Origin of the sequence: Arenimonas sp. (assembly GCF_022842045.1) — a bacterium.
Lineage (GTDB): Bacteria > Pseudomonadota > Gammaproteobacteria > Xanthomonadales > Xanthomonadaceae > Arenimonas.
On sequence record NZ_JALHQI010000008.1, the window covers coordinates 34,453 to 57,624 of the forward strand.

The 23,172-nt window shown below is 69.9% G+C and carries 24 protein-coding genes; 9 read left to right on the top strand and 15 right to left on the bottom strand.

Annotation, left to right across the window (positions count from 1 at the left end; translation table 11 throughout):
* The 3 genes from Q0C12_RS03365 to Q0C12_RS14860 all read left to right on the top strand — a co-directional run bounded on the left by Q0C12_RS03365 (position 1) and on the right by Q0C12_RS14860 (position 3,304).
* Positions 1-1,449 (top strand): bifunctional 2-methylcitrate dehydratase/aconitate hydratase, encoded by a 1,449-nt coding sequence (locus tag Q0C12_RS03365; protein WP_290886196.1) that lies wholly within the window; start codon positions 1-3, stop codon positions 1,447-1,449.
* Positions 1,450-1,591: 142 nt separating this feature from the next.
* Entirely contained in the window at positions 1,592-2,668 is a 1,077-nt protein-coding gene (locus tag Q0C12_RS03370; RefSeq protein WP_290886199.1) for an OmpA family protein, read from the top strand.
* Positions 2,669-2,830: 162 nt separating this feature from the next.
* Complete coding sequence (locus Q0C12_RS14860) at positions 2,831-3,304, top strand: hypothetical protein (RefSeq protein ID WP_343212427.1); 474 nt, start codon at positions 2,831-2,833, stop codon at positions 3,302-3,304.
* 10 nt (positions 3,305-3,314) lie between these two features.
* On the opposite strand, the gene Q0C12_RS03380 is transcribed toward Q0C12_RS14860, so the two are convergent.
* The 7 genes from Q0C12_RS03380 to Q0C12_RS03410 all read right to left on the bottom strand — a co-directional run bounded on the left by Q0C12_RS03380 (position 3,315) and on the right by Q0C12_RS03410 (position 9,932).
* Positions 3,315-4,349 carry a cyclopropane-fatty-acyl-phospholipid synthase family protein gene (locus tag Q0C12_RS03380; RefSeq protein ID WP_290886202.1) on the bottom strand — a complete coding sequence of 345 codons (1,035 nt, stop codon included), beginning with the start codon at positions 4,347-4,349 and terminating at the stop codon, positions 3,315-3,317.
* Positions 4,350-4,366: 17 nt separating this feature from the next.
* Entirely contained in the window at positions 4,367-5,098 is a 732-nt protein-coding gene (locus Q0C12_RS03385) for a DUF1295 domain-containing protein (RefSeq protein ID WP_290886261.1), read from the bottom strand.
* A gap of 47 nt (positions 5,099-5,145) precedes the next feature.
* Complete coding sequence (locus tag Q0C12_RS03390; RefSeq protein ID WP_290886204.1) at positions 5,146-5,694, bottom strand: DUF2878 domain-containing protein; 549 nt, start codon at positions 5,692-5,694, stop codon at positions 5,146-5,148.
* A gap of 1 nt (position 5,695) precedes the next feature.
* Complete coding sequence (locus Q0C12_RS03395; protein WP_290886263.1) at positions 5,696-6,907, bottom strand: cyclopropane-fatty-acyl-phospholipid synthase family protein; 1,212 nt, start codon at positions 6,905-6,907, stop codon at positions 5,696-5,698.
* Positions 6,908-6,979: 72 nt separating this feature from the next.
* Positions 6,980-7,747 (bottom strand): DUF1365 domain-containing protein, encoded by a 768-nt coding sequence (locus Q0C12_RS03400; RefSeq protein ID WP_290886205.1) that lies wholly within the window; start codon positions 7,745-7,747, stop codon positions 6,980-6,982.
* Positions 7,738-8,982 (bottom strand): FAD-dependent oxidoreductase, encoded by a 1,245-nt coding sequence (locus Q0C12_RS03405; protein WP_290886207.1) that lies wholly within the window; start codon positions 8,980-8,982, stop codon positions 7,738-7,740. The genes Q0C12_RS03400 and Q0C12_RS03405 overlap by 10 nt, the downstream gene beginning before the upstream one ends.
* Positions 8,979-9,932, bottom strand: a complete 954-nt coding sequence (locus tag Q0C12_RS03410; protein WP_343212429.1) for an acyl-CoA desaturase — start codon at positions 9,930-9,932, stop codon at positions 8,979-8,981. The genes Q0C12_RS03405 and Q0C12_RS03410 overlap by 4 nt, the downstream gene beginning before the upstream one ends.
* A gap of 112 nt (positions 9,933-10,044) precedes the next feature.
* On the opposite strand from Q0C12_RS03410, the gene Q0C12_RS03415 reads away from it, so the two are divergent.
* Together Q0C12_RS03415 and Q0C12_RS03420 are read left to right on the top strand one after the other, a co-directional pair.
* Positions 10,045-10,803 (top strand): pseudouridine synthase, encoded by a 759-nt coding sequence (locus Q0C12_RS03415; RefSeq protein WP_290886213.1) that lies wholly within the window; start codon positions 10,045-10,047, stop codon positions 10,801-10,803.
* 4 nt (positions 10,804-10,807) lie between these two features.
* The gene (locus tag Q0C12_RS03420; protein WP_290886214.1) at positions 10,808-11,305 is read left to right on the top strand and encodes a GNAT family N-acetyltransferase; all 498 of its coding nucleotides are present in this window, start codon (positions 10,808-10,810) and stop codon (positions 11,303-11,305) included.
* Here the strand turns inward: Q0C12_RS03420 and Q0C12_RS03425 are convergent.
* Both Q0C12_RS03425 and kbl read right to left on the bottom strand, forming a co-directional pair.
* Positions 11,302-12,021: a hypothetical protein gene (locus Q0C12_RS03425; protein WP_290886216.1), complete on the bottom strand. Its 720-nt coding sequence runs from the start codon at positions 12,019-12,021 to the stop codon at positions 11,302-11,304. The genes Q0C12_RS03420 and Q0C12_RS03425 overlap by 4 nt on opposite strands.
* The gene (gene kbl, locus Q0C12_RS03430) at positions 12,018-13,217 is read right to left on the bottom strand and encodes a glycine C-acetyltransferase (RefSeq protein WP_290886218.1); all 1,200 of its coding nucleotides are present in this window, start codon (positions 13,215-13,217) and stop codon (positions 12,018-12,020) included. The genes Q0C12_RS03425 and kbl overlap by 4 nt, the downstream gene beginning before the upstream one ends.
* A 315-nt stretch (positions 13,218-13,532) precedes the next feature.
* Between kbl and Q0C12_RS03435 the strand changes: the two genes are divergently transcribed.
* A complete protein-coding gene (locus tag Q0C12_RS03435; RefSeq protein WP_290886221.1) occupies positions 13,533-14,273 on the top strand; it encodes a TorF family putative porin in 741 nt (246 codons plus the stop codon).
* A 75-nt stretch (positions 14,274-14,348) separates the two neighbouring features.
* On the opposite strand, the gene tdh is transcribed toward Q0C12_RS03435, so the two are convergent.
* Both tdh and Q0C12_RS03445 read right to left on the bottom strand, forming a co-directional pair.
* The gene (gene tdh / locus Q0C12_RS03440; protein WP_290886223.1) at positions 14,349-15,386 is read right to left on the bottom strand and encodes an L-threonine 3-dehydrogenase; all 1,038 of its coding nucleotides are present in this window, start codon (positions 15,384-15,386) and stop codon (positions 14,349-14,351) included.
* A gap of 92 nt (positions 15,387-15,478) precedes the next feature.
* Positions 15,479-16,621, bottom strand: a complete 1,143-nt coding sequence (locus Q0C12_RS03445; RefSeq protein WP_290886225.1) for an autotransporter outer membrane beta-barrel domain-containing protein — start codon at positions 16,619-16,621, stop codon at positions 15,479-15,481.
* Positions 16,622-16,790: 169 nt separating this feature from the next.
* Between Q0C12_RS03445 and Q0C12_RS03450 the strand changes: the two genes are divergently transcribed.
* Together Q0C12_RS03450 and Q0C12_RS03455 are read left to right on the top strand one after the other, a co-directional pair.
* The gene (locus Q0C12_RS03450; protein WP_290886265.1) at positions 16,791-18,863 is read left to right on the top strand and encodes a S46 family peptidase; all 2,073 of its coding nucleotides are present in this window, start codon (positions 16,791-16,793) and stop codon (positions 18,861-18,863) included.
* 91 nt (positions 18,864-18,954) lie between these two features.
* Entirely contained in the window at positions 18,955-20,337 is a 1,383-nt protein-coding gene (locus Q0C12_RS03455) for an MBL fold metallo-hydrolase (RefSeq protein ID WP_290886227.1), read from the top strand.
* Here the strand turns inward: Q0C12_RS03455 and Q0C12_RS03460 are convergent.
* The gene (locus Q0C12_RS03460) at positions 20,334-20,765 is read right to left on the bottom strand and encodes a DUF1801 domain-containing protein (protein ID WP_290886231.1); all 432 of its coding nucleotides are present in this window, start codon (positions 20,763-20,765) and stop codon (positions 20,334-20,336) included. The genes Q0C12_RS03455 and Q0C12_RS03460 overlap by 4 nt on opposite strands.
* Before the next feature lie 95 nt (positions 20,766-20,860).
* Between Q0C12_RS03460 and Q0C12_RS03465 the strand changes: the two genes are divergently transcribed.
* Entirely contained in the window at positions 20,861-21,622 is a 762-nt protein-coding gene (locus Q0C12_RS03465) for a DUF2189 domain-containing protein (protein ID WP_290886234.1), read from the top strand.
* A 19-nt stretch (positions 21,623-21,641) separates the two neighbouring features.
* On the opposite strand, the gene Q0C12_RS03470 is transcribed toward Q0C12_RS03465, so the two are convergent.
* Genes Q0C12_RS03470 through Q0C12_RS03480 form a run of 3 tightly spaced genes read right to left on the bottom strand, consistent with a single transcriptional unit; the run spans position 21,642 to position 23,132 of the window.
* Positions 21,642-21,938, bottom strand: coding sequence for a hypothetical protein (locus Q0C12_RS03470; protein WP_290886237.1), 297 nt, complete (start codon positions 21,936-21,938; stop codon positions 21,642-21,644).
* Positions 21,939-21,972: 34 nt separating this feature from the next.
* Positions 21,973-22,488 carry a hypothetical protein gene (locus tag Q0C12_RS03475; RefSeq protein ID WP_290886240.1) on the bottom strand — a complete coding sequence of 172 codons (516 nt, stop codon included), beginning with the start codon at positions 22,486-22,488 and terminating at the stop codon, positions 21,973-21,975.
* Positions 22,488-23,132, bottom strand: a complete 645-nt coding sequence (locus Q0C12_RS03480; RefSeq protein WP_290886243.1) for a hypothetical protein — start codon at positions 23,130-23,132, stop codon at positions 22,488-22,490. The genes Q0C12_RS03475 and Q0C12_RS03480 overlap by 1 nt, the downstream gene beginning before the upstream one ends.
* Between the last annotated feature and the right edge of the window lie 40 nt (positions 23,133-23,172).

Consider the following 23,172-nt stretch of genomic DNA (forward strand, 5'->3'; position numbering starts at 1 on the left):
ATGAGCCAGCAAGACATCCGCTCCGCACAGCGCCCCGAGCCGGACCAGGCGATGGTGGACATCGCCAACTACGTCACCGACTACTACATCGGCTCCTCCGAGGCCTACACGACGGCGCGCTACATGCTGCTCGACTCGCTGGCATGCGCGATGCTGGCCATGCGCCACCCCGAATGCGTCAAGCACCTCGGGCCGATCGTGCCGGGGGCCGGCCTGCCCGGCGGCGCCCGCGTCCCCGGCACCTCCTTCGAGCTCGACCCGGCGCAGGCGGCCTACAACATCGGCGTCCAGGTCCGCTGGCTCGACTTCAACGACACCTGGCTGGCGGCTGAGTGGGGGCATCCCTCGGATAACCTCGGCGCCATCCTCGCGGTGGCCGATTACCTCAGCCGCAAGGCCGAGCGCGAGCACGGCAAGCCGGTGACGGTGCGCGACGTGCTCACCGCCGCCATCAAGGCCCACGAGATCCAGGGCACCTACGCCGAGCTCAACAGCTTCAACCGCGTTGGCCTGGACCACGTGCTGCTGGTGCGGCTGGCGTCCACCGCGGTGGCCACCCACCTGCTGGGGGGCGGCAAGGAGGAAATCATCAGCGCGGTCAGCAACAGTTGGCTGGATGGCGGCTCACTGCGCGCCTACCGGCATGCGCCGAACGCCGGCCCCCGCAAGGGCTGGGCCGCGGGCGACGCCTGCCGCCGGGCGGTGACCCATGCGCTGAACGCCGTGAAGGGCGTCGTTGGCTACCCGAGCGCGCTCAGCGCGAAGACCTGGGGCTTCTACGATGTCCTGTTCGGCGGCAAACCCTTCGAATTCGACCGCCCCTTTGGCAGCTACGTGATGGAGAACGTGCTGTTCAAGGTCAGCCACCCGGCCGAGTTCCACGGCCAGACCGCAGTCGAGTGCGCCATGCAGCTGCATCCCAAGGTCGCCGGCCGGTTCGACCAGATCGAGCGTATCGAGATCGAGACGCAGGAGGCGGCGCTGCGCATCATCGACAAGACCGGCCCGCTGGCCAACCCGGCCGACCGGGACCACTGCCTGCAGTACATGGTGGCGGTGCCGCTGCTGTTCGGCCGTCTGGACGCCGAGGACTACTCGGATGCCGTGGCGGCCGACCCGCGCATCGACGCCCTGCGGGCCCGCATGAAGGTCCGGGAGAACCCCGCCTTCACCCGCGACTACGCCGACCCAGAGAAGCGCACCATCGGCAATGCCGTCGAGGTGTTCTTCAAGGACGGCACCAGCACCGGCAAGGTCTCGATCGACATGCCGATCGGCCACCGCGAGCGGCGAGGGGAGGGGATCCCGGCGCTCCTGCAGAAGTTCGAATCGGCTGCCCGTGGCCAGCTGCCGGGACGGAAAGTCGAGCAAATACTGTCACTTACCGGCGACACGTCGCGATTCGAGGCAACCCCGATCCATCGCTTTGTGGATTTGTTCACGTTGTGAAGGGCAAGCTTGCTCGGCGGGCGATTAAATGTTAGATTCCCGTTAACTCAAGAACAGCCAGCATTGAGTCGTGCCCAGGTGGCGGCGCATTTTCGCCCCCGTTTTTGAATTCACCCCCCTTAGTTTTAACTGGAGCCAAGTCATGAAGAAGAACCTACTGTGCTGCGCCCTGCTTGCCGCGGCCACCATGGCGCATTCCGTTGCTGCGCAGGATTTCGATGATCGCTGGTACCTGTCCGGTGGCGCCGGCCTGAACTTCCAGGACGACGACCGCGGCACCTCCGATCCGCTGTACTACACCCTCGGCTTCGGCAAGTTCATCTCGCCGAACTGGTCGATCGACGGTGAAGTGAACTACCAGAACCCGAACTTCAACGGCCGCGAACTGCTGTTCAGCCAGTACGGCGCCACCATCGACGCGCGCTACCACTTCATCAAGGAAGGCCGCAGCTGGAACCCGTTCCTGCGCTTCGGCGTCGGCGCGCAGAAGTCCGAGGAAGAGTTCGATGCCTTCCCGCTCCCGACCTCCCCGGGCCAGCGCGAAGACACCAACCTGACCGCCCAGGTCGGCCTCGGCGTGCAGGGCAATTGGGACCGCTACTCGCTGCGCGGCGAAATCGCCAACCGCATCTCGTTCGACGACAGCTCGATCGTGGCTCCGAATGACCGCCAGTTCAACGACCTCCTGGCCGGCCTGACCGTCCTGGTGAAGCTGGGCAACCTGGCCGCCCCGGTCGAGCCGACCCCGGCGCCGGTCGTCCCGCAGCAGACCTGCGCCGACCTCGACGACGACGGCGACGGCATCAACAACTGCGACGACAAGTGCCCGAACTCCGCCGCTGGCCAGGCCATCGGTCCGGACGGCTGCCCGGTGCAGCTGACCATCGACCTGAAGGGCGTGAACTTCGACTTCGACAAGGACACCCTGCGTCCGGACGCCGAGGCCATCCTGGCCGAGGCCGTGTCGATCCTCGCCAAGTACCCGCAGCTGAAGGTTGAAGTCGCCGGTCACACCGACTCGGTCGGTTCGGAGCAGTACAACCAGGGCCTGTCCGAGCGTCGCGCCCGCACGGTGTACAGCTACCTGACCAACAACGGCATCGACGCGAGCCGCCTGGTGGGTCCGAACGGCTTCGGCGAGAGCCGTCCGATCGACACCAACGACACCGCCGAAGGCCGTGCGCGCAACCGCCGCACCGAGCTGAACGTGCAGAACTGATCCTTCAGTCTCCACGGCAACACCCGAAGCCCGGCCCAGTGCCGGGCTTCTCTTTTTGCCGGGGTCTGGATGTGTTTTGTGAACCGCCGCACGTTTTCGCCGATTGCGTGCGACCTGCGTCACACCTAAGCTTCCGCAACCCCCCGCTTCCGCTGGTGCCCGATGATCCGCAGCATCCTCTTGGTTTCCCTGTTCCTGCCGGCCATCGCCAGCGCCGCCACCGCACCCTGCGGCACCGCCAGCGCGCCGCCCGTGCCGGCCACCGTGCCGGCGCCCGAGATGTACCGGGCGCCGCCGGCGCTGTCGGCCTGCGTCAACGTCAACGATTTCATCGCGCGTGCCCGCAAGCCGGCGCCGCAGCAGGTCGCTGCGCGCGAACAGGCGGCCCCGGCCACCGCGTCGGCGCCGGCCAGCGCCCCGGCCTACCAGCCCAAGACCGAGCACGACAACTCGCCCTGGCGTTTCGACATGAGCCAGAACGGCCGGCGCATGACCGCCGAGGAGTTCGACGCCTGGATGAAGGCCAAGGGCATCCGCGTGGCCACCGGCAAGCCGGGTCCGGCCAGCGCCACGGCTACCGCAGCCCCTGCGCCGGCGGCCACCGGCTGCAAGGTCACCGCCACCCAGAAGTGCTGAAGCGAGCGCCTTACTTCGGCGTGCTGAAGCGGTAGTGGGCCACGCCCCACTCGTTGCCGCCTGAGTAGCCGAACAGTTCGGCGCAGGCCATCCAGAACATCCGCCAGCGCTGGTGCCAGCGCGCCGCTTCGGCGGCGCCGTAGGCCTCGGTCAGCACCGCCATCACCTCGTCGCGGTTCCGGTCCTGGTTCTCGAGCCACTGGTTCGCCGTGCGCTCGTAGTGGCGGCCCGAAAGCAGCCAGCGCTGTTCGATCGCCAGGTCGTCCTGGAAGTGCAGCAGGGTATCGGCGGAGGGCATCAGGCCGCCGGTGAAGAAATACCGACCCATCCAGTTGTCCTCGCCCTCGGTCTCGAACGGATACATCAGGCTGCGGTGGCAGAAGATGTGCACGAACAGCTTGCCGCCCGGCACCAGCCAGCGCGAGACCCGGCCCAGCAGGTGCTGGTAGTTGCGCATGTGCTCGAACATTTCGATCGACACCGCGCGGTCGAACTGGTGTTCCGGCAGCTCCAGCTGGTTGACGTCGCAGGTGATGATCTCGACGTTGCCCAGCCCGCGGCGCGCGGCCTGGGCCAGGATGTGCTCGCGCTGGGTGCGCGAGTTGGAGACGCCGGTGATGCGCGCGTTCGGGAAGCGCTGCGCCATCCACAGCGTCAGCGAGCCCCAGCCGCAGCCGAGCTCGAGGATGCGCTGGCCGTCGGCCAGCTCGGCGCGCTCGCCGTACAGCGCCAGCATCGCTTCCTCGGCGGTGTCGAGGTCCTCGTCGCCGTTGGGGTAGTAGCAGCTCGAATACTTCAGCCGCTTGCCCAGGCACAGCTCGAAGAACCGCGTCGGCACTTCGTAGTGCTGCTCGTTGGCGGCGGCGGTTTCGATCGCTATCGGGCTGCGGCGCAGTTCGTCGAGCAGGCGGCGGAAACGCTGGTCGGCAGCCTCCAGGTCGTGCGCGCCCTCGTCGCGCAGGCGCTGGGCGCTGAGCCGGCGGATGCCGAGGCGGGTGAGGGCATCGGGCAGCAGGCCGCGCTCGCACAGGTCGATCAGGGACATTCGGGACTCCGGGGGTTTCAGGGATTTCGGCGCGGGGGCCAGGGGAAGAAGGCGCTGACTTCGCGCTGGTAGGCGGCATAGTCCTCGCCGCGCGAGCGCAGCGACTGCGCCTCGGTCCACGGGATGCCGCTGACGCGGTAGAGGAAGGCGAACATCACCACGGGCCCGGCCAGCGAGAACCAGAACAGCGGGCTGCCCACGGCCAGCAGCACGTAGCTGAACCAGTGCAGCCACTCGAAGAAGTAGTTCGGGTGCCGGGACCACGCCCACAGCCCCTCGCGGCAGGTCTTGCCGCGGTTCGCGGGCTCGGCACGGAAGCGCGCGAGCTGGCGGTCGGCCAGCGACTCACCGGCCATCGACACCAGCCACACGGCGATCGCCAGCAAGAGCCAGGCGCTGAATTGGTAGTCCGGATTGGCGGCCGCCGCCATGAACGGCAGCGAGAACAGCGCCACCACCACCGCCTGCAGCTGGAAGAAGGCGAAGAAGCGCGCCGGGCTGCCGTTCCAGGTTTCGCGCAGGGCGCGGTAGCGGCCGTCCTCCTCTTCGTTGAGCACGCGGTGCAGCAGGTGCAGGCACAGCCGCGCGCCCCAGACGCTGCCGAACATGGCCACCAGGCCGCGCACCAGTGGCGCGCCCTCGCCGACGATGCCGGCGAACAGCGCGGCCAGCGCCATCAGGCCGGCCCAACCGACATCCACGTAGCCGACGTTCCGGACCCGCATCGAGAAGGCCCACAGCGCCGCCATTGCCAGCGCCGAGGCCAGCCAGATGATGCCGAGGGATTGCCAGCAGTTCACGCCAGCGCCTTGTCCGGCACCGGCGGAGCCAGTCGCGCATCGAGCGCGAACAGGGCCGGCAGCACCACCGCCCAGCCCAGCGCGAGCGCGCCCATCACCCAAGCCACCGGCGCGCCGAAGCTGACGGCGTCGAAGGCGCCCGCCGCCGCCCAGTAGGCCAGCGGCCCGCCGAACAGGCCCAGCAGTGCCGCCACGACCGGCCGCTCGCGCAGGAAGGCCATCGAGTGGTTGAGTGTCATCGCGAATCCGGCCCACAGCGACCAGATCCAGGCTGGCGCGGCCCAGGCCCAGGGCCAGGGCTCGGCGTAGCGAAGCCAGCCGGAGGCGGCGAAGGCGGTGTCGAGCAGGATGCCCAGCGGCAGCGCCACGGCCAGCAGGCGCAGGTCCTGCGCGCGCCGCCCGCCGAACGCCAGCGTGGCCGCGACGAACACCAGTGCCGCCACCGGCCCGGCCCAGACCATGCCGGCGCCTGCGCCGGCGACGCTCGCCAGCCACACGGCCTGGTAGCCCACCACGTTCGCGACGTTGGCCAGTGCCCGGTTCATGTCAGGTGGCCTCGGGGGCGGGCAGGTACTGCGGGCGACGGTTGCCCGGACGCGCGAACAACAGGTGCACGTCGCCGATCGAGCGCTCGATGAAGCCGCCCTCGCAGTAGCAGAGGTAGAACTCCCACATCCGGATGAAGCGCTCGTCGTAGCCCAACGCACGCACCTGGTCTAGCTTCGCCATGAAGCGCTGGCGCCAGTGGTTGAGCGTGGTGGCGTAGCTCGGGCCGATGTCCTCGAGGTTGACCAGCCGCAGGTCGCTGGCGCGGGCCGCGGCGCCGGTGATCGCGCTCACCGAGGGGATGAAGCTGCCCGGGAAGATGTACCGCTTGATGAAGTCCACCGACTTGAGCGCCTGCTCGTAGCGGTGGTCCTCGATGGTGATCGCCTGGATCAGCGCGAGGCCGTCCGGCTTGAGCAGGGACGCGCACTTGTCGAGATAGGTCTCGAGGTACTGGTGGCCGATGGCTTCGATCATCTCGATCGACACCAGCTTGTCGTACTCGCCGGAGAGGTCGCGGTAATCCTCCAGCAGCACCGTGACGCGGTCGGACAGCCCTGCCTCGGCGATGCGCGCCGTGGCCAGCGCGTGCTGCTCGCGCGAGATCGTGGTGGTGGTGACCCGGCAGCCGAAGTTCTTCGCGGCATAAAGGGCCATGCCGCCCCAGCCGGTGCCGATCTCGACCAGGTGGTCGGTCGGCTTGAGGTCCAGCTTGCGGCAGATGCGCTCGAGCTTGCGGCGCTGCGCCGACTCCAGCGACTCCTCCGGCCCGGCGAAGATCGCCGAGGAGTACATCAGGTTGTCGTCGAGGAAGAGCTTGAACAGGTCGTTGCCGAGGTCGTAATGCGCCGCGATGTTGCGGCGGCTGCCGCCGCGGGTGTTGCGGTTGAAGGCGTGCAGGGTGCGCATGGCGACGCCGCCGAGCCGGGCCAGGCCGGTTTCCATGGCATCCAGGCGGTCGCGGTTGATCACCAGCAGGCGTACCAGCCCCACCAGGTCGTCGCAGCGCCACAGGCCATCCATGTAGGCCTCGCCTGCGCCGACCGAGCCGTTGGCGGCCAGCGCCCGGTAGAAGCCGGGGTCCAGGATGTCCAGGCTCACGGACAGGCCCGTGCCGGCTTCACCCAGTGTCTCGGTGCCCAGCCCGTCGCGCACGGTCACCTCACCCCCGGCCAGCCCGTCCAGGGTGGCCAGCAGTCGCTTGCGCAGCATCCGGTCAAGGGCGCCGTAGCGGCCCGAGGCCTCGGTGGCGCTGGCCAGGGTTTCGGCGGGACTGCTCATCAATCAACTCCGGGTGTGGCTTTCGGGATGCGGGTGGAACGGAATGCGCTTGAACCAGAGCCGGGTGGCCTGCCAATAGATGGCGGCCGCGACCTTCACGGTGATGAATGGATACCGCGCGAGGCATGAAGCCAGCGTGTGCGCGTCCATCGGTCGACGGTCCAGCACCAGGGTGGCGTCGAACTCGCGCGCCTCCCCGTCCAGGACGTCCATGTGCACCCGAAGGCCCTCGCCGGGCACCTGGAAGGCCCACCGGTACCGGCGCTGCATGGCCATGAACGGGGAAACGTGGAAGGCCTTGTCGAAGCCCCAGTGCAGGGCGTCACCCCGGCGCTCGGCGCGGTCCACCGGCAGCAGGTAGGCGTGGCGCTCGTTCCAGGGCGTGTTGGTGATCTCGGCCAGGATCCAGTCGAGGGTCTCGCCGTCGGCCTTGAAGCCGTAATAGAAGCTCACGGGGTTCATCACCACGCCGAAATAGCGGCCGTGCGTGAGCAGCCGGATCGGCCCGTCGGGGCGCCGGCCCAGCACGCCCTCGACCCGGTCGCGCACGGCGGTGTCCAGCGGCACCGCCGGATCGCCCAGGTAGTCGCTGCGCCGGAACTGGGCCAGGTTGCGGCGACCCACCGACCAGAACCAGCGGCCCGCGAACACCCGATCCAGTTCGGCCAGGTCGAGGTAGAGCTGGAACATCCGGTAGCGGAAATGGTGCGGGCGCGGCGCGTAGCGGCGGTGCCGGACCCAGCCTTCGTAGATGGCGGAATTCAGGGCCACGAGGCGCCCAGTGCGCGCGCGACTTCGATGCCGCTGCGCAGGCCGTCCTCGTGGAAGCCGAAGCCCCAGTAGGCGCCGGCGTACCAGGTGCGATTGACCCCGTTGATCTCGCCCCGGCGCGACTGCGCGGCGACGCTGGCGTGGGTGTAGACCGGGTGCTGGTAGCGCATCCGCGCCAGCACCTTGGCGGGGTCGATGTCCTTGCTGCGGTTGAGCGTGACCACGAACGGGTCGCGCGAATCGATGCCCTGCAGCAGGTTCATGCAGTAGCTGACGGTGCAGGCCGCGCCCGGCTCGGCCGGCACGTAAGCGCTCCAGGCCGCCCAGGCCTTGCGGCGGGTCGGCAGCAGGCGGGCGTCGGTGTGCAGCACGGTTTCGTTGGCCTGGTAGGGGATGGCGCCCAGCACCTCGGTCTCGGCCGCGCTGGGGTCGGCCAGCAGGGCCAGGGCCTGGTCGCTGTGGCAGGCCAGCAGCACCTGGTCGAAGCGCTCGATGCCTGCATCGGTGTGCACGTCGACGCCGTCGGCGTCACGGTCGACCCGGCGCACCGGCGTCGAGAGCCGCACCTGCACCGACCAGTCCTTCTCCAGCGCGCGGATGTAGCTCGACGAGCCGCCCGACACCACCCGCCACGGCGGCCGGCCCTGCACCTGCAGCATGTGGTGGTTGTCCATGAACCGCGCCAGGTACTTCGCCGGGAAGCCCATGATGCCCTCGGCCGGCGACGACCACAGGGCCGAGGCCATCGGCACCAGGTGGTCCTCGATGAACATCGCCGAGTACCGGTTCTCCTGCAGGTAGTCGCCCAGCGACGGCCCGTCGCCCGGCAACGCCAGCAGTGCCGGCGCCTCGCGGTAGAAGCGCAGGATGTCGCGCACCATGCCCCAGAAGCGCGGCGACACCAGGTTGCGTCGCTGGCAGAACAGGCTGTCGAAGTCGGTGGCGTTGTATTCCAGCCCGCTGCGCGCGTCCTGCACCGAGAAGCTCATGGTGGTGGGCTGCGAGGGTACGCCGAGCTCGTCGAGCATTCGCGAGAACAGTGGGTAGTTGTCGGCGTTGAAGACGATGAAGCCGCTGTCCACCGCGAACGTGCGCTCCCCCTGCACGACCGAATGGGTATGGGTGTGACCGCCAAGCCGCGCCTCGCGCTCGAACAGCACCACCTCGTGTTCGCGCGAAAGCCGCCAGGCCGCGCCCATGCCGGCCACGCCGCTGCCGATGACTGCGATCTTCATGCCGATTCCGGGCGCGCGGAACGCATGTTGGCCGGCACCGGCTTCAGGTCGCGCACCAGGCCGATCAGCGCCATCGTTCGCAACACCAGGTAGGTGATGTCCAACTCCCACCAGGCGAAGCCCTGGCGCGCCGAACCCGGGAAATGGTGATGGTTGTTGTGCCAGCCCTCGCCGAAGGTGAGCAGGGCCAGCAGCGCGTTGTTGCGGCTGTCGTCGCGGGTGGCGAAGCGCCGCGTACCCCAGCGGTGGGCCAGCGAATTGATGGTCACGGTGACGTGGAAAAGGACGATGGTGGACACGAAGAAGCCCCACACCAGCAGCTGCGGCCCGCTGGTGCCCAGCTGCGGCTGCGCGCCTTCGAGCCATGCGCCCAGCGCATACAGGCCGCCGGCCAGCAGTACGGGCACCAGGATGTCGAACCGGTCGAGCAGGCGCAGCTCGGGGAAGCGCGCGAAGTCCTTGATGGCGTCGAGGTTGGTGGCGAAGCCGCGCCGGGTCAGGAACCAGCCCATGTGGCTTCGGAAGAACCCGTGCCGCGGCGAGTGGATGTCGTGCTCGGTGTCGGCGAAGCGGTGGTGGTGGCGGTGGTGCGCCGCCCACCACAGCGGGCCGCGCTGCACCGACGCGGCGCCCAGCACCGCGAACACGAACTGCACCGGCCGCGAGGTGCGGAAGGCCTTGTGCGAGAAGTAGCGATGGTAGAAGCCGGTGATGGCGAACATGCGCACCGCGTACAGCGCCGCCGCGACGCCCAGCGCGAACCAGGAGAACCCGACCCAGAACACCGCGAGGCAAGCCAGGTGCAGGGCGATGAAGGGCACCACGCGCAGCCAGTCGATGCGGTCCGGGTCCTCGCCGTCGGCCGGCGCGGCGGAGGTGTCGAACCACAGGGCGGCCGCGCGGAGGGCGCGGCGCCAGGCGGGCAGGGCGTCGGAGGAGCGGTCGGGCATGGCGGTATGGTCGGTTTCCAGCGGTGATGGGTCGGTGAACCGGCGGGTCGCGCGGGCCGTCGCCACGCGCCAAGACTAGCCGTGTTGACTACGCATGCGCCATGCTGCGCGGATGCAATCGCGCTCTTCCCAGCGTTCGTCGGCGACCGTGCGCCACGGTGTGGCGCGCGTCATCTCCAAGGCCGGGCTCTGTTCTCGGACCCAGGCCGCCGAATGGGTGCGCGCCGGCCGCGTCGCGGTGAACGGCCGGCCCGTGGCCGACCCGGAGCATCCGGTGCGCCAGGGCCTGGACCGGGTCACGGTGGATGGTGCTCCGCTCGGCGCCAGTGCCCGCGTCTACCTCGCGCTCAACAAACCGCGCGGCCTGGTCACCACCGCGCGCGACGAGCGCCAGCGCGACACCGTCTACGCCTGCCTCGCCGGCAGCGGGCTGCCCTGGCTGGCGCCGGTGGGCCGGCTCGACCAGGCCAGCGAAGGGCTGCTGCTTATGAGCAACGACCCGGCCTGGGCCGCTGCCATCACCGATCCGGAGCAGGGCCTGGACAAGACCTACCACGTGCAGGTCGACGCGATCCCCGACGCGGCGCTTCTGCAGGCGCTGGTGGCGGGGGTCGTGGACCAGGGCGAGCCGCTGGCCGCCAAGTCGGTCGTGGTGCTGCGCAGCGGCACCCGCAACGCCTGGCTGGAAATCGTCCTGGACGAAGGCCGCAACCGCCAGATCCGCCGCCTGCTGGCCGCCCACGGACTGGGCGTGCTGCGCCTGGTCCGGGTTGCGATCGGCGGCATCGCGCTGGGCGAATTGCCCAAGGGGGCTTGGCGCGAGCTCACGCCTGCGGAAGTATCGGGGCTCGCCCCTCCCGCGACCCGCTGAAGCCATGACCCCGCCGATCACCATCCGCCGCGCCGAACCCGACGACTTCGCTGCCGTGCAGGCCATCTACGCGGCGCCTCGCGCCCAGGCCGGGACCCTGCAGCTGCCGTTCCCCTCGCTGGACCTGTGGCGGCAGCGCCTGCAGGCGGTCGACCCGAACGCACACATCCTGCTGGCCTGCGCCGGCGACGAGGTCGTCGGGCAGCTCGGCCTGTATGCCGGCACCCATCCGCGGCGCCGCCACGTCGGCGACCTCGGCATGGGCGTGCGCGACGACTGGCAGGGCCGCGGCGTCGGCACCGCGCTGCTGTCGGCGGCCATCGACTTGGCCGACCGCTGGCTGCATCTGCGGCGCCTCGAGCTGCAGGTCTACGCCGACAACGCCGCCGGCATCGCCCTGTACACCCGCCACGGCTTCGTCGAAGAGGGCCGGCACCGCGACTACGCCTTCCGCGACGGCTCGTTCGTGGATGCGCTGTCGATGGCGCGCATCCGCGGCTAGCGCGCCGGCGCGAACACCACGTGGTAGTGCTCGTCGTGCCGCACCCACGCGGCCCGCGGGCTGAAGCGCACGCGCTGGCGCAGGCGATCGCCGCCCTCGGCCGCGAACAGCGCCGCATGCAGCGGCGGGTCGAAGATCACGACCTCGATGCGCAGGCCATGCCCCCGCGCCGCCTCATCGAGCGCCAGCAGGTGCGCGGCGATCGCGTCGAAGTCGATGCGCAGCCCACCCAGTCGTCCGTCGGTGTCGAACTCCAGGCCATAGCCCCACTGGTTCCAGGAGTAGGCGGGCAGCCAGCGCGACCGGCCGTCGGCGCCGGTCACCGGCACATGGAAGTCGACCGCCATGCCATTGCGATGGGTGCGATGGGGCCGGAACCGACCGCCCGAGGGCCAGCCCGTCTCGGCATACACGTAGCGCGTGTCGGGGCGCGACGATGCGAGCGCAGCGTAGGCGTCCACCACCGAATCGCGGACGGCGTGGTGCATCGCATTGCGCCCGATCAAGGTGCCCAGCGAGGAATAGGCGCGGAAATTGTCGCCCCGGCTGGGCAGCCGCTTGCCGTTCTCGAGCCGCCCGTTGCCGGGCGTGCCGTGGCTGCGGCTGGGCGCGTCGTCCTCGAACGCGATCGCGACGTCGTTCCCCCAGCGCAGCAGCGCCAGCCACGCCAGCAGCAGCCCGCCGAACACCAGCAGGCGCTTGCGCGCGCGGCTCACCCGCCGATGACGCCCAGCTCGCGGCCCACCTTCGTGAAGGCAGCGATCGCGCGGTCAAGGTGCTCGCGGGTGTGGGCGGCGCTCATCTGGGTGCGGATGCGGGCCTGGCCCTTGGGGACGACCGGGAAGAAGAAGCCGATCGCGTAGATGCCTTCTTCGAGCAGGCGCTGGGCGAACTTCTGCGCCAGCGGCGCGTCGTACAGCATCACCGGCACGATCGGGTGGACGCCGGGCTTGAGGTCGAAGCCCGCGGCCGCCATGCGCTCGCGGAAGTAGGCGGTGTTCGCCTGCAGCTTCGCGCGCAGGTCGCCGGCGGCGGCCAGCATGTCGAAGACCTTGCTGCCCGCGGCCACCACGTGCGGCGGCAGCGAGTTCGAGAACAGGTACGGACGCGAGCGCTGGCGCAGCAGCTCGATCACCTCGCGCCGGCCGGTGGTGAAGCCGCCGAGCGCGCCGCCGAGCGCCTTGCCCAGGGTGCCGGTGATGATGTCGATGCCGTCCAGCACGCCCTTGACCTCGGCGCTGCCGCGGCCGGTGTCGCCCAGGAAGCCGGTGGCGTGGCATTCGTCGATGTGCACCAGCGCGTCGTACTTGCGGGCCAGCGCCACCACCTGGTCCAGCGGCGCGATGAAGCCGTCCATCGAGAACACGCCGTCGGTGGTGATCATGATCGTCCGCGCGCCGTCGGCCCGCGCCTGCTGCAGCTGCTTCTCGAGGTCGGCCATGTCCGAGTTGGCGTAGCGGTAGCGCTTGGCCTTGCACAGGCGCACGCCGTCGATGATCGAAGCGTGGTTGAGGGCGTCGGAGATGATCGCGTCCTCTTCGCCCAGCAGCGGCTCGAACAGGCCGCCGTTGGCATCGAAGCAGGCGGCATAGAGGATGGTGTCCTGCTTGCCGAAGAACGCGGCGATCTTCGCCTCCAGTTCCTTGTGCAGGTCCTGGGTGCCGCAGATGAAGCGCACCGAGGCCATGCCGAAGCCGTGGGTGTCGAGCGCGTCCTTGGCGGCCGCGATCACCTCGGGGCTGTCGGCCAGGCCAAGGTAGTTGTTGGCGCAGAAGTTCAGCACGGTGCGGCCGTCGTCCAGGGTGATCTCGGCCGACTGCGGCCCGGTGATGATGCGTTCGGCCTTGAACAGCCCCTGGTCACGGATGGCGTCGAGTTCGGCGGCGTAGCGGGCGAGGGCGGCGTCGGACATGGGGAAGGGGGCTCGTCGGGCGGGTAAGGACGCCATTATCCGGATTCAGCGCGTCCCCGGTCAGGCCCGGCCGCGGCAAGGCCCCGGAGCGGGGTCGGGTTCCGAACCCGACCCCGCTCCGGGGCGGCCACGCGGGGCGTCGACCGGGCCGCGGCCCGGCGCTATGCTGCATTGCGGCATGCCTGTCCCGCCGGGCTGGGAGACACTGCGGCCATTATTTTCAACACCCCGGCCGGGAATCCGAAACGGACGGATATAGCAACAAAGAAGACCACAACCGCTGCACTTCGCCCCAAGAAAACAGAGGACTTCCCGATGAACCACAAGAAGCTTTCGCTTGCGCTCGCCGCCGCGCTGATCGCGCTGCCGATGCTGGCCTCCGCCCAGGACGAGATGGGCGAGGACGCGGCACCCGCCGAGGACGAATCGTCCATCTACAGCTGGAACGCCGCCCTCACCAGCGACTACGTCTTCCGCGGCGTGTCGCAGACCGACGAGGAGCCGGCCCTGCAGCTCGGCGCCGACCTGAACTTCGACTCCGGCTTCTACGTCGGCGTCTGGGGTTCGAACGTCGACTTCGGCACTGGCGGCCCCGACCTCGAGATCGACACCTACGTCGGCTGGAGCACCGATTTCAGCGACAGCTGGAACTTCGACGTCCAGCTCGTCCGCTACAACTACATCGGCGAAGACAACGACTTCGGCAACAGCGACTACAACGAGCTGATCACCAGCCTGAGCTGGGACGAGACGCTCACGTTCTCGTACGGCTACACCAACGACGTCTACGCGCTCGGCGCCAAGGGCCACTACTTCGGCGCCGCCGGCAGCTGGGACATGGGCAACGGCGTGGGCTTCGACGTCAGCCTGGGCAAGAGCATGTTCGGCAGCTCGACCGGCCTCGAGGACTACATGGACTGGTCGGTCGGCTTCAACCGCGACTTCGGCCCGGTGAACGCCGCCATCGGCTACTACGACACCGACAGCGAGGGCGACTTCAACTTCGGCGGCGCCGCCGAGGAGCGCTTCGTGCTGACGTTCTCGATCGGCGGCTGATCGCATCGCCAGTGCAAAAGGAAACGGGGCGCCGCGAGGCGCCCCGTTTTCATTGCGGCCCCGGAAACCGGCGGCTCAGCCCCAGCTGCAGACCACCTTGCCGCACTGCCCGGACTCCATCAGTTCGAAGCCGCGCTGGAAGTCGTCGATGTGCACCTGGTGGGTCAGCACCTTCTGCAGCGGGAAGCCCGACTGCACCAGCTGGGTCATCTTGTACCAGGTCTCGTACATCTTGCGGCCGTAGATGCCGTGCAGCACCAGGCCCTTGAAGATCACCTTGTCCCAGTTGATGCCGGCGCCGTTGGGCAGGATGCCGAGCAGGGCGACCTTGCCGCCGTTGTACATGCAGTCGAGCATGTCGTTGAAGGCGTGCGGGTTGCCGCTCATCTCCAGCGCCACGTCGAAGCCCTCCATGTGCAGGTCCTTCATCACGTCCTTGAGCGACTGCTTGGAGACGTTCACCACGCGGGTCGCACCCATGTCGGCGGCCAGCTTGAGGCGGTAGTCATTGACGTCGGTGACCACCACGTTGCGCGCGCCGATGTGCTTGCAGATGCCCGCGGCGATGATGCCGATCGGGCCGGCGCCGGTGATCAGCACGTCCTCGCCGACCACGTCGAACTCCAGCGCGCAGTGCGCGGCGTTGCCGTAGGGATCGAAGAACGCGGCCAGTTCGGACGGGATGCTGTCCGGGATCGGCCACAGGTTCGAGGCCGGCATCACGATGTACTCGGCGAAGGCGCCGTCGCGGTTCACGCCAATGCCCACGGTGTTGGGGCACAGGTGCTGGCGGCCGGCGCGGCAGTTGCGGCAGTGTCCGCAGACGATGTGGCCTTCGGCCGAGACGCGGTCGCCTTCCTTGTAGCCGGTGACGCCCGGGCCCATGCCCACGACGCGGCCGACGAACTCGTGGCCGATCACCAGGCCCGGCTTGATCGTGCGCTGGCTCCACTCGTCCCACTTGTAGATGTGCAGGTCGGTGCCGCAGATCGCGGTCTTCTCGAGCTTGACGAGCACCTCGTTCGGGCCCGGCGTGGGCACCGGCACCTGTTCCATCCAGATGCCCTTCTCGGCGTGGCGCTTCACCAGCGCCTTCATCATCGGCTGTGCCATTCTTCTGCGTCCGCGTGGGCCCGTCCGGGCCGGTTGGGCGGCGATTATACCCGCCGGGCGTGAACCGCCCGGAAAGGCCGCCCGGGGGGCGCTCAGGGCAGCTCGATGCGCCAGCCCAGCGCCAGCAGCCGCTCCTGCAGGAAGTCATGGCCCAGCCGCTGGCGGTATTCGATGAAGCCGGAATGCCCTCCGGTGAACACGAACACCGCGCCCACCCCGGCCTCGGCCCAGCCGGTGTCGGCGTCATCGGTCTCGAACACGACCGCGGTGCCGTTGGCATCGCCCACGAAGCGCACGCCCAGCGGCCGCGCGGGGTTGGCGAACTCGCGTCGCCAGCCCAGGCGTGCCATCGGCTGCCAGACGCCCCAGTCCGCGGAAACATTGCGCGCCAGCGAGGCGTCGAGGCGGCCGCGCCGGCTGGTGATGCTGCGACCCGGCACGAACAGCGCCAGGCCGGCGCCGCCGGTCTCGGCGTAAGCGTCGATGTCCGTGCGCTGCCAGTCCACGCCGGCGCCCAGCTGCCACTCCCAGGCTCCGGCGGGCCGGAACCAGGTCAGCCCCAGCCCGGCGATGCGGCGGTCGGCGTCCGGGCTGGCGGAGGCCAGGCTGCGCACGCTGACGCCGCTGAGCAGGGTGTAGTCGATTTGCCGGCGCAGCCGGTACTCGCCCCGCAGCGCGCCGGCGTAGCCGTCCAGCGCCACTGCGTCGGAAAGGGACCAGCCGCCGGTGGCGACGCCGCCGGTGAAGCGGGTGCGGGTACTGCCGTCCGAGCCCAGGAAGTCGAGCGAATCGCGCGCATGGTTGAGCAGCAGGCCAAGCCGCCAGCGATTGCCCGGCGCCCAGTCGACCCCGGCGGTCAGGGCCCCGGTATCGCCATCGAACGGCGCTTCGTTGACGCCATCGCGGCGGGTCAGCCGGCCGACATCCGCCGATGCGAACAGTGCCCAGCCCGCACCCAGCTCTTGTCGCAGCGCAGCATCATCCGGCGAACCGTCACGCGTGGCGGCGCGGCCCTGTCCGGGGATCTCGCCGAGGAAATTGCCCGCCGCGGCGCCGTCGCGGCTGCCGGGCCCGCCGGCGAAGATCTCGGCGCAGCGCGCGGCCAGGTCGGAGCCTGGCGCGGCGCCTGCGCACAGCGTGACCCAAAGGCCGGCCAGTGCGTCGCCGGGCGATTGCGCCCGGGCCGGGCCACTGGCCGCCGCCAGCAGCAGGATGCACAACGCAAGCACACGCATGGTCGCCCCCCTTTTGTCCCCTGTCGAAAGTCTACTCCGCCCTCACGCCCCCGCAATCGCCGGCGCTGCTAGGCTTGGGGTTTCGCCGCCGAACCCAGGAGTCACCATGCGTCTTGCCGTCCTCGTCGCCGCCATCTCGCTCTCCTTCGCCGCCCAGGCCAAGGAAGGCATGTGGGTGCCCCAGCAGCTGCCGGAAATCGCCGGTCCCCTCAAGCAGGCGGGCCTCACGCTCAACCCGCGCCAGCTGGCCGATCTCACCGGCGACCCGATGGGCGCGGTGGTCGCGCTGGGCGGCTGCACCGCGTCACTGGTCTCGCCCGAGGGCCTGGTGGTCACCAACCACCACTGCGCGTACGGCGCCATCCAGCTCAACTCGACCGCCGAGAAGAACCTGATGCGCGACGGCTTCGTGGCCGCCAGCCGCGACCAGGAGCTCTCCGCCGGCCCGAACGCCCGCGTCTACGTGATGGACCAGATCACCGAGGTCACCGACCGCATGCTGGCCGCCACCTCGCCCGACCAGGACGGCCTGGCCCGCCAGAAAGCGCTCGAGGACACCCAGAAGGCGCTGATCGCCGAGTGCGAGTCCGAGCCCGGCTACCGCTGCACCGTTTACAGCTTCTTCGGCGGCCAGACCTACCGCCTGTTCCGCCAGATCGAGATCAAGGACGTGCGCCTGGTGTACGCGCCGCCGAACGCGATCGGCGCCTACGGCGGCGACATCGACAACTGGATGTGGCCGCGCCACACCGGCGACTTCACCTTCTACCGCGCCTACGTCGGCAAGGACGGCAAGCCCGCCGCGTTCTCGCCCGACAACGTGCCCTTCCGCCCGAAGCACCACCTCAAGCTCGCCACCGAGGCGCTCGACGCCGGCGACTTCGTGATGGTGGCCGGCTACCCGGGCACCACCAACCGCTACGCCCTGTTCGATGAATTCCAGAACGTTTCGGGCTGGCAGTACCCGGTGGTCGGGCAGCACCTCAAGAACCTGATCAACATCGTCGACGCCGCCGGTAAGCAGAACCCCGACATCGAGGTGAAGTACGCCACCTCGGTGCGCGGCTGGAACAACGCCAGCAAGAACTGGGACGGCCAGCTCGAGGGCTTCGCGCGCATCGACGCCGCGGCCACCAAGCGCGCCGAGGAAGAGGCCGTGCTGGCCTGGCTGCGCAGCCGCGGCGACGAAGGCAAGGCCGCGCTGGACGCGCACGCCCGCCTGGTGGCGCTGGCGGCCGAGACCCGCGAGACGCGCCAGCGCGACCTGGTCGTGGGCCAGATCGCCGGCACCGGCCTGCTGTCGAACATCCGCGGCCTCTACCGCCTGGCCACCGAGAACGAGAAGCCCAACGCCGAGCGCGCGCCCGGCTACCAGGAGCGCGACTTGCCGGGCATCGAGGGCAACACCCGCCAGCTCGAGCGCCGCTACGACCCGGGCATGGAAAAGCAGCTGATGGCCTACTGGCTGGCCGAGTACGTGAAGCTGCCGGCCGACCAGCGCGTCGCCGCCATCGACGCCTGGCTGGGCGGCAACGATGCCGCCGCCATCCAGCGCGCCCTGGACGAGACCTACGCCGGTACGAAGGTCGGTGACACCGAGGCCCGCCTCGCGCTGTTGAAGGCCGACCGCGCCGCGTTCGAGACCAGCACCGACCCGCTGGTGAAGCTGGCGGTCGCGCTGCAGCCGGCGGTGATCGAGCAGGAGAACAAGGCCAAGGCCCGCGGCGGCGAAAGCACCCGCCACCGCCCGGTCTACCTGGCCGCCGTGCAGGCCTACAAGCGCAGCCAGGGCCAGGGCGTGTACCCCGATGCCAACCTCAGCCTGCGCATCACCTACGGCAACGTGATGGGCTATTCGCCGAAGGACGGCGTCGCCTACACGCCGTTCACCACGCTCGACGGCCTGGTCGCCAAGGCCACCGGCGAGGAGCCGTTCGACGCGCCCAAGGCCCAGCTCGACGCCATCGCGAAGATGAGCGCCGCCGAGAAGGCCAGGGTGCCGGTGAACTTCCTCTCCGACCTCGACATCACCGGCGGCAACTCCGGTTCCCCGGTGCTCAACCGCAAGGGCGAGCTGGTCGGCCTGGCCTTCGACGGCAATTGGGAGAGCGTGAGCTCGAACTGGGTGTTCGACCCGACCATGACCCGCATGATCGCGGTCGACCACCGCTACATGCTGTGGATCATGGACGAGGTCTTCCCGGCCCCGGGCCTGCTCGAGGAGCTCGGCGCCAAGCGCTGATCCCGTCGCCATGCACCCACGCGACGGCCGGGCTTGCCCGGCCGTCGTCGTTTCTGCGATACATAAGCGGTCCGTCCTGCAAGGAACGCGCATGCGAGTCCGTTTCCACGGTGCCGCCGGGGAAGTCACCGGTTCCTGCCACGAAGTCGAAGTCGGCGGCCGCCGCGTCCTGCTCGACTGCGGCTTGATCCAGGGCAGCGACGAGGACGAGAAGCGCAACTTCGAACCCTTCGCCTTCGACCCCGCCTCGGTGGACGCGGTGGTGCTCAGCCACGCCCACATCGACCACTGCGGCCGCCTCCCGGTGCTGGTCAAGCGCGGCTTCACCGGCCCGATCTGGACCCAGGCCGCCACCGCCGACCTGCTGAAGATCATGCTCGACGACTCCGCCTTCCTGGCCGAGATGGACGCCGAGTACGCGAACAAGCGCAACGAGGACGGCCACGCAAGGCACAAGCCGCTGTTCACCCGCGCCGACGTCGGCCAGGTGATGCGGCAGGTGCGCGCCTTGCCCTACCACGCGCCCACCGAAATCCTGCCCGGCCTCACCCTGCAGCTGCGCGAGGCGGGCCACATCCTCGGCTCGGCCACGGTCGAGCTGCGCGCGCGCAGCGGCGTGGACGAGCGCGTGCTCGTGTTCTCCGGCGACATCGGCATGAAGGGAACGCCGATCCTGCGCGACCCCGAGCCGGTGGCGCAGGCCGACCTGGTGCTGCTGGAGGCGACCTACGGCGGCCGCGCCCACCGCGACCGCGCCGCCACCGTCACCGAGATCGGCGAAGTGCTCGAACACGCCTGGGCCGACGGCGGCAACCTGCTGATCCCGGCCTTCGCGGTCGGCCGCACGCAGGAAATCCTGTATTGGTTCGCACGCTACTGGGACCGCTGGAACCTCGATCGCTGGAAGATCTTCCTCGACAGCCCGATGGCGTCCAAGGTCACCGAGGTCTACGACCGCCACGTCGACCTGTTCGACAGCAAGGCGCGCGACGTCTGGCGCGGCCAGCTGCATCCGTTCCGGCTGCCGAACCTGCGCTACACCGAGAGCGTGGAGGAGTCGCGCGGCATCAACGCGCACGAGCGCGGCGCGATCATCATCGCCGGTGCCGGCATGTGCAACGGCGGCCGCATCCGCCACCACCTGCGGCAGAACCTGGGCCGCCGGCAGGCGCACCTGATGTTCGTCGGCTACCAGTCGCGCGGCACGCTCGGACGCCGGCTGGTGGACGGCGCTTCCCAGGTGAAGATGCTGGGCGAGGAGATCCAGGTGAACGCGCAGCGGCACACCGTGGGCGGCCTGTCCGCTCACGCCGACCAGCCGGGCCTGTTGGACTGGTACTCCGGCTTCGCCAACCAGCCGCCGGTGGTGCTGGTGCACGGCGAGGACGACGCCCGCGAGGCGCTGGCCGGCAAGCTGCGCGAACGCGGCACCGCGGTCGAACTGGCGCGGCCCGGCAAGGAACGCGAGGTCTAGCGCGCGGGAAGGTCGGTGCGCTGCGGCGCCATCGCCTGCACCGACCAGGCGATCAGTTCCTCGAGCACGGCGAGGTCCACGTCGGCGAGCTTCTTCAGGTACAGGCAGCTCTTGCCGGTCTTGTGCTTGCCCAGTTTCGCCAGCCGGTCGGCGTGCTGCTCGAAGCCCGGCATCAGGTACAGCGTGAGGTCGTTCTTGCGCGGCGAAAAGCCGATGATCGGCCAGTCACCGCTGCGGCCGCTGGCGTAGGTGTAGCGGTAGCGGCCGAATCCGACGATGGACGCGCCCCACATCACGGGTGGCGCGCCGGCCGCGGCCTGCATCATCGACGCCACCCGCCGGCAGTCCTCGCGCCGCGTCGGGTCCGGAATCGCGGCCAGGAAGGCCTCGACGCTGGCATCGGTGGGCTGGGTCTTGTTCTCGGCCATGGCCGGGCTCCCCTGGGTTGGCTGCCGCCATCGTAGCGCCGGGCGCGGCCCCTGGCTTGCTAGGATCGCGCCAGATCCCCGGAGGCGCACCCCGCATGACGCCCGACGAAGACAGCCGCCCGTTCGTGGTGCCCTGCGCCGGGCTGGCCCCGGGTGCACCGCTGCGCTGGCTGGCCCTGGGCTGGCGCGACTTCCGGCGCGCGCCGGGGCTGAGCCTGCTGTTCGGCGCGGTGATCCTGGCGGTCAGCGTGGCGGTGTCGGCGCTGGCCTGGTCGCTGGGGCGCTTCGCGCTGCTGGCGACGCTGCTGTCGGGCTTCGTGTTCGTGGCGCCGCTGATCGCGGTCGGGCTCTACTGCGTCAGCCGTGCGCTGGAAGCCGGGCGCCGGCCGACCCTGCGCGACAGCTTCGTGCTGGCGCGCCGGGTGGCGGGGCAGGCCAGCGTGTTTGCGCTGGTGCAGCTGGTGATCCTGCTGCTGTGGTCGCGCGCCGGCATGATGGTCAACGCCTTCGTGCCGATCGAGGACGGCAGCACGCACGCACTCTTGGAGTTCCTGCTGATCGGCTCCTTGGCCGGGTCGGTGTTCGCGATGCTGACCTTCGCGGTCGCGGCGTTTTCACTGCCGATGATCGCCGACCGCGACGTGGACATGGTCACCGCCGGCATCTCCAGCGTGAATGCCGTGCTGCGCAACAAGGGCGTGTGCGCGCTGTGGGCGGCGATCATCGCGGCCCTGACCGCGCTCGGTTTCCTGACTGCCTACCTGGGCCTGGTGGTGGTGATGCCGTGGCTGGCCTACAGCGCCTGGCACGGCTACCGCGAGACGCTGGACGCCTCGGCGTGGCCGCGGCTCGACTGAGCCGGGCACGGCCGGCGGCTCAGGGCGGGTCGATGAGGATGCTGGCGTAGCGTTCGCGCGCGCCCCTGGCCACGCGGCAGGTCACGGCGACGTCCCGGCCTCCGGCGCGCAGGGTGCCGCGCACCTGCAGCATCCGGCCGCTTTCCGAATACGACGAGGTCCACTGGTAGGTCTCGATGCCTTGGCCGATGAAATGGGCCTCGGCCTCCTGGCGGCACCACGGCTGGAGTTCGCTGGCGCGTTCGAAGATGCGCTCTTCGGCCAGCGGCGGGGTGGGCGCGACCGCGAGGGCGGTGGACAGGGCGATGGCGAGCATGGGCGTTGCCTCCGGTCGTTGGCCTGGGGAGTGTTCATTCCCGCAGCCATTTTTGCATGGCCGGATAGGTGGCTTCGCCCCGCTGCGCAGCCGTCGTTCCGCTGGCAGTCATCCCGGCCTGCACCAGGCCATGTGCGCCCGGGTAGACGCCCATGGCGTAGGTCATCACCAGGCTGGCGGACTTGCCGTGGTAGCCACCTTCGTGGAACAGCACCGCCGGGTCGAGGCCGATCGCCACGGTGGCCGCGTAGGCCCAGGCCGTGGCTTCGGTTTCGCCGGCGTGCGGTACGTCATCGTGGCCCGGCAGGTCGTCGGATACCGCGGCTCGCCGCGCCGGCGGCAGCACTGCCAGATGGCCGGCCTCGTGCAGCAGGTCGCCGGGCCAGCGCAGGCGCGCGCGATCAAACACTAGGCCACCGCCTTCGATCCGGATGCCCGGGAGGAAGGCCTCGTCGTCGACCGCCGCCTCGCGCACGGGCAGGCCGATGCCGCGCAGGAACGCGAGGATTCGATCCAGTACGTCGGCGACGTCCGGCGGCACGATGGGCATCAGCCGTCCACGGCCTTGAGCAGCAGTCCGATGTTGGCCGTGCGCAGCGCCGCCAACTCGACCTGCCGTTCGCGCAGCGCCCGGGCAAGGGCAGGATCGAGGTCCGCGTAGGGATCGGGCAGGGCGGCCATCACTTCGGCGGCCTCGCGTCGCGCCTTGGCCGCGGTGGCCTCGTCCATGCCGGTGGTATCGATGCTGCCGTACTGCGCCTCCAGCGCCACGCGGGTGTCAACGGCGCCCAGATGCTCGTACAGGGCGTCGCGCAGCCAGCGGTAGGCGTGCGGTTGCAGCGAAGCGGCCTCGGCGCCGACGGCGTCCAGTCGCTCCGCTTCCATCGCGGCGAGGGCGCGCAGCTGCGCGGCATCGCTGTCGGCGGCCTGGAGCTGCCGCACGGCTTGCTCCAGGTGGGCGTTCTCGGCCGCGATGCCGCGGGCGAGCGGATCGAGGTGGCTGGCGTCCAGTGAGAGCATCGGCGGCAGCGCGTCGCCGTCGTCGCCCGCCTCGCCCGCGTCGGCATCCTCGGCGTCTTGCGCCGTGGCATTGGCGTCGTTGGCGGCAGCGTCGTCGGGCTGGTCGCGGCCGCAGCCGGACAGGACGAGCGCCAGGCAGCCGGCCAGGAGCGGGAAAAGCAGGGGATGGCGCATGGGCAATGACCAAGGGGTGGGGGCGTGCGGCAGGATGTCC

Coding starts and splice junctions, on each gene's coding strand:
- Q0C12_RS03390 (WP_290886204.1), bottom strand. CDS start 5,694: ATGAACCGGGCACTGGCCAACGTCGCGAACGTGGTGGGCTACCAGGCC.
- Q0C12_RS03395 (WP_290886263.1), bottom strand. CDS start 6,907: ATGCTGCGCAAGCGACTGCTGGCCACCCTGGACGGGCTGGCCGGGGGT.
- Q0C12_RS03405 (WP_290886207.1), bottom strand. CDS start 8,982: ATGAAGATCGCAGTCATCGGCAGCGGCGTGGCCGGCATGGGCGCGGCC.
- Q0C12_RS03445 (WP_290886225.1), bottom strand. CDS start 16,621: ATGCGTGTGCTTGCGTTGTGCATCCTGCTGCTGGCGGCGGCCAGTGGC.
- Q0C12_RS03380 (WP_290886202.1), bottom strand. CDS start 4,349: ATGTCCCTGATCGACCTGTGCGAGCGCGGCCTGCTGCCCGATGCCCTC.
- Q0C12_RS03410 (WP_343212429.1), bottom strand. CDS start 9,932: ATGCCCGACCGCTCCTCCGACGCCCTGCCCGCCTGGCGCCGCGCCCTC.
- Q0C12_RS03475 (WP_290886240.1), bottom strand. CDS start 22,488: ATGCCCATCGTGCCGCCGGACGTCGCCGACGTACTGGATCGAATCCTC.
- Q0C12_RS03365 (WP_290886196.1), top strand. CDS start 1: ATGAGCCAGCAAGACATCCGCTCCGCACAGCGCCCCGAGCCGGACCAG.
- Q0C12_RS03450 (WP_290886265.1), top strand. CDS start 16,791: ATGTGGGTGCCCCAGCAGCTGCCGGAAATCGCCGGTCCCCTCAAGCAG.
- Q0C12_RS03415 (WP_290886213.1), top strand. CDS start 10,045: ATGCAATCGCGCTCTTCCCAGCGTTCGTCGGCGACCGTGCGCCACGGT.
- Q0C12_RS03480 (WP_290886243.1), bottom strand. CDS start 23,132: ATGCGCCATCCCCTGCTTTTCCCGCTCCTGGCCGGCTGCCTGGCGCTC.
- kbl (WP_290886218.1), bottom strand. CDS start 13,217: ATGTCCGACGCCGCCCTCGCCCGCTACGCCGCCGAACTCGACGCCATC.
- Q0C12_RS03385 (WP_290886261.1), bottom strand. CDS start 5,098: ATGGCGGCGCTGTGGGCCTTCTCGATGCGGGTCCGGAACGTCGGCTAC.
- Q0C12_RS03470 (WP_290886237.1), bottom strand. CDS start 21,938: ATGCTCGCCATCGCCCTGTCCACCGCCCTCGCGGTCGCGCCCACCCCG.
- Q0C12_RS03370 (WP_290886199.1), top strand. CDS start 1,592: ATGAAGAAGAACCTACTGTGCTGCGCCCTGCTTGCCGCGGCCACCATG.
- Q0C12_RS03460 (WP_290886231.1), bottom strand. CDS start 20,765: ATGGCCGAGAACAAGACCCAGCCCACCGATGCCAGCGTCGAGGCCTTC.
- Q0C12_RS03455 (WP_290886227.1), top strand. CDS start 18,955: ATGCGAGTCCGTTTCCACGGTGCCGCCGGGGAAGTCACCGGTTCCTGC.
- Q0C12_RS03435 (WP_290886221.1), top strand. CDS start 13,533: ATGAACCACAAGAAGCTTTCGCTTGCGCTCGCCGCCGCGCTGATCGCG.
- tdh (WP_290886223.1), bottom strand. CDS start 15,386: ATGGCACAGCCGATGATGAAGGCGCTGGTGAAGCGCCACGCCGAGAAG.
- Q0C12_RS03465 (WP_290886234.1), top strand. CDS start 20,861: ATGACGCCCGACGAAGACAGCCGCCCGTTCGTGGTGCCCTGCGCCGGG.
- Q0C12_RS03420 (WP_290886214.1), top strand. CDS start 10,808: ATGACCCCGCCGATCACCATCCGCCGCGCCGAACCCGACGACTTCGCT.
- Q0C12_RS14860 (WP_343212427.1), top strand. CDS start 2,831: ATGATCCGCAGCATCCTCTTGGTTTCCCTGTTCCTGCCGGCCATCGCC.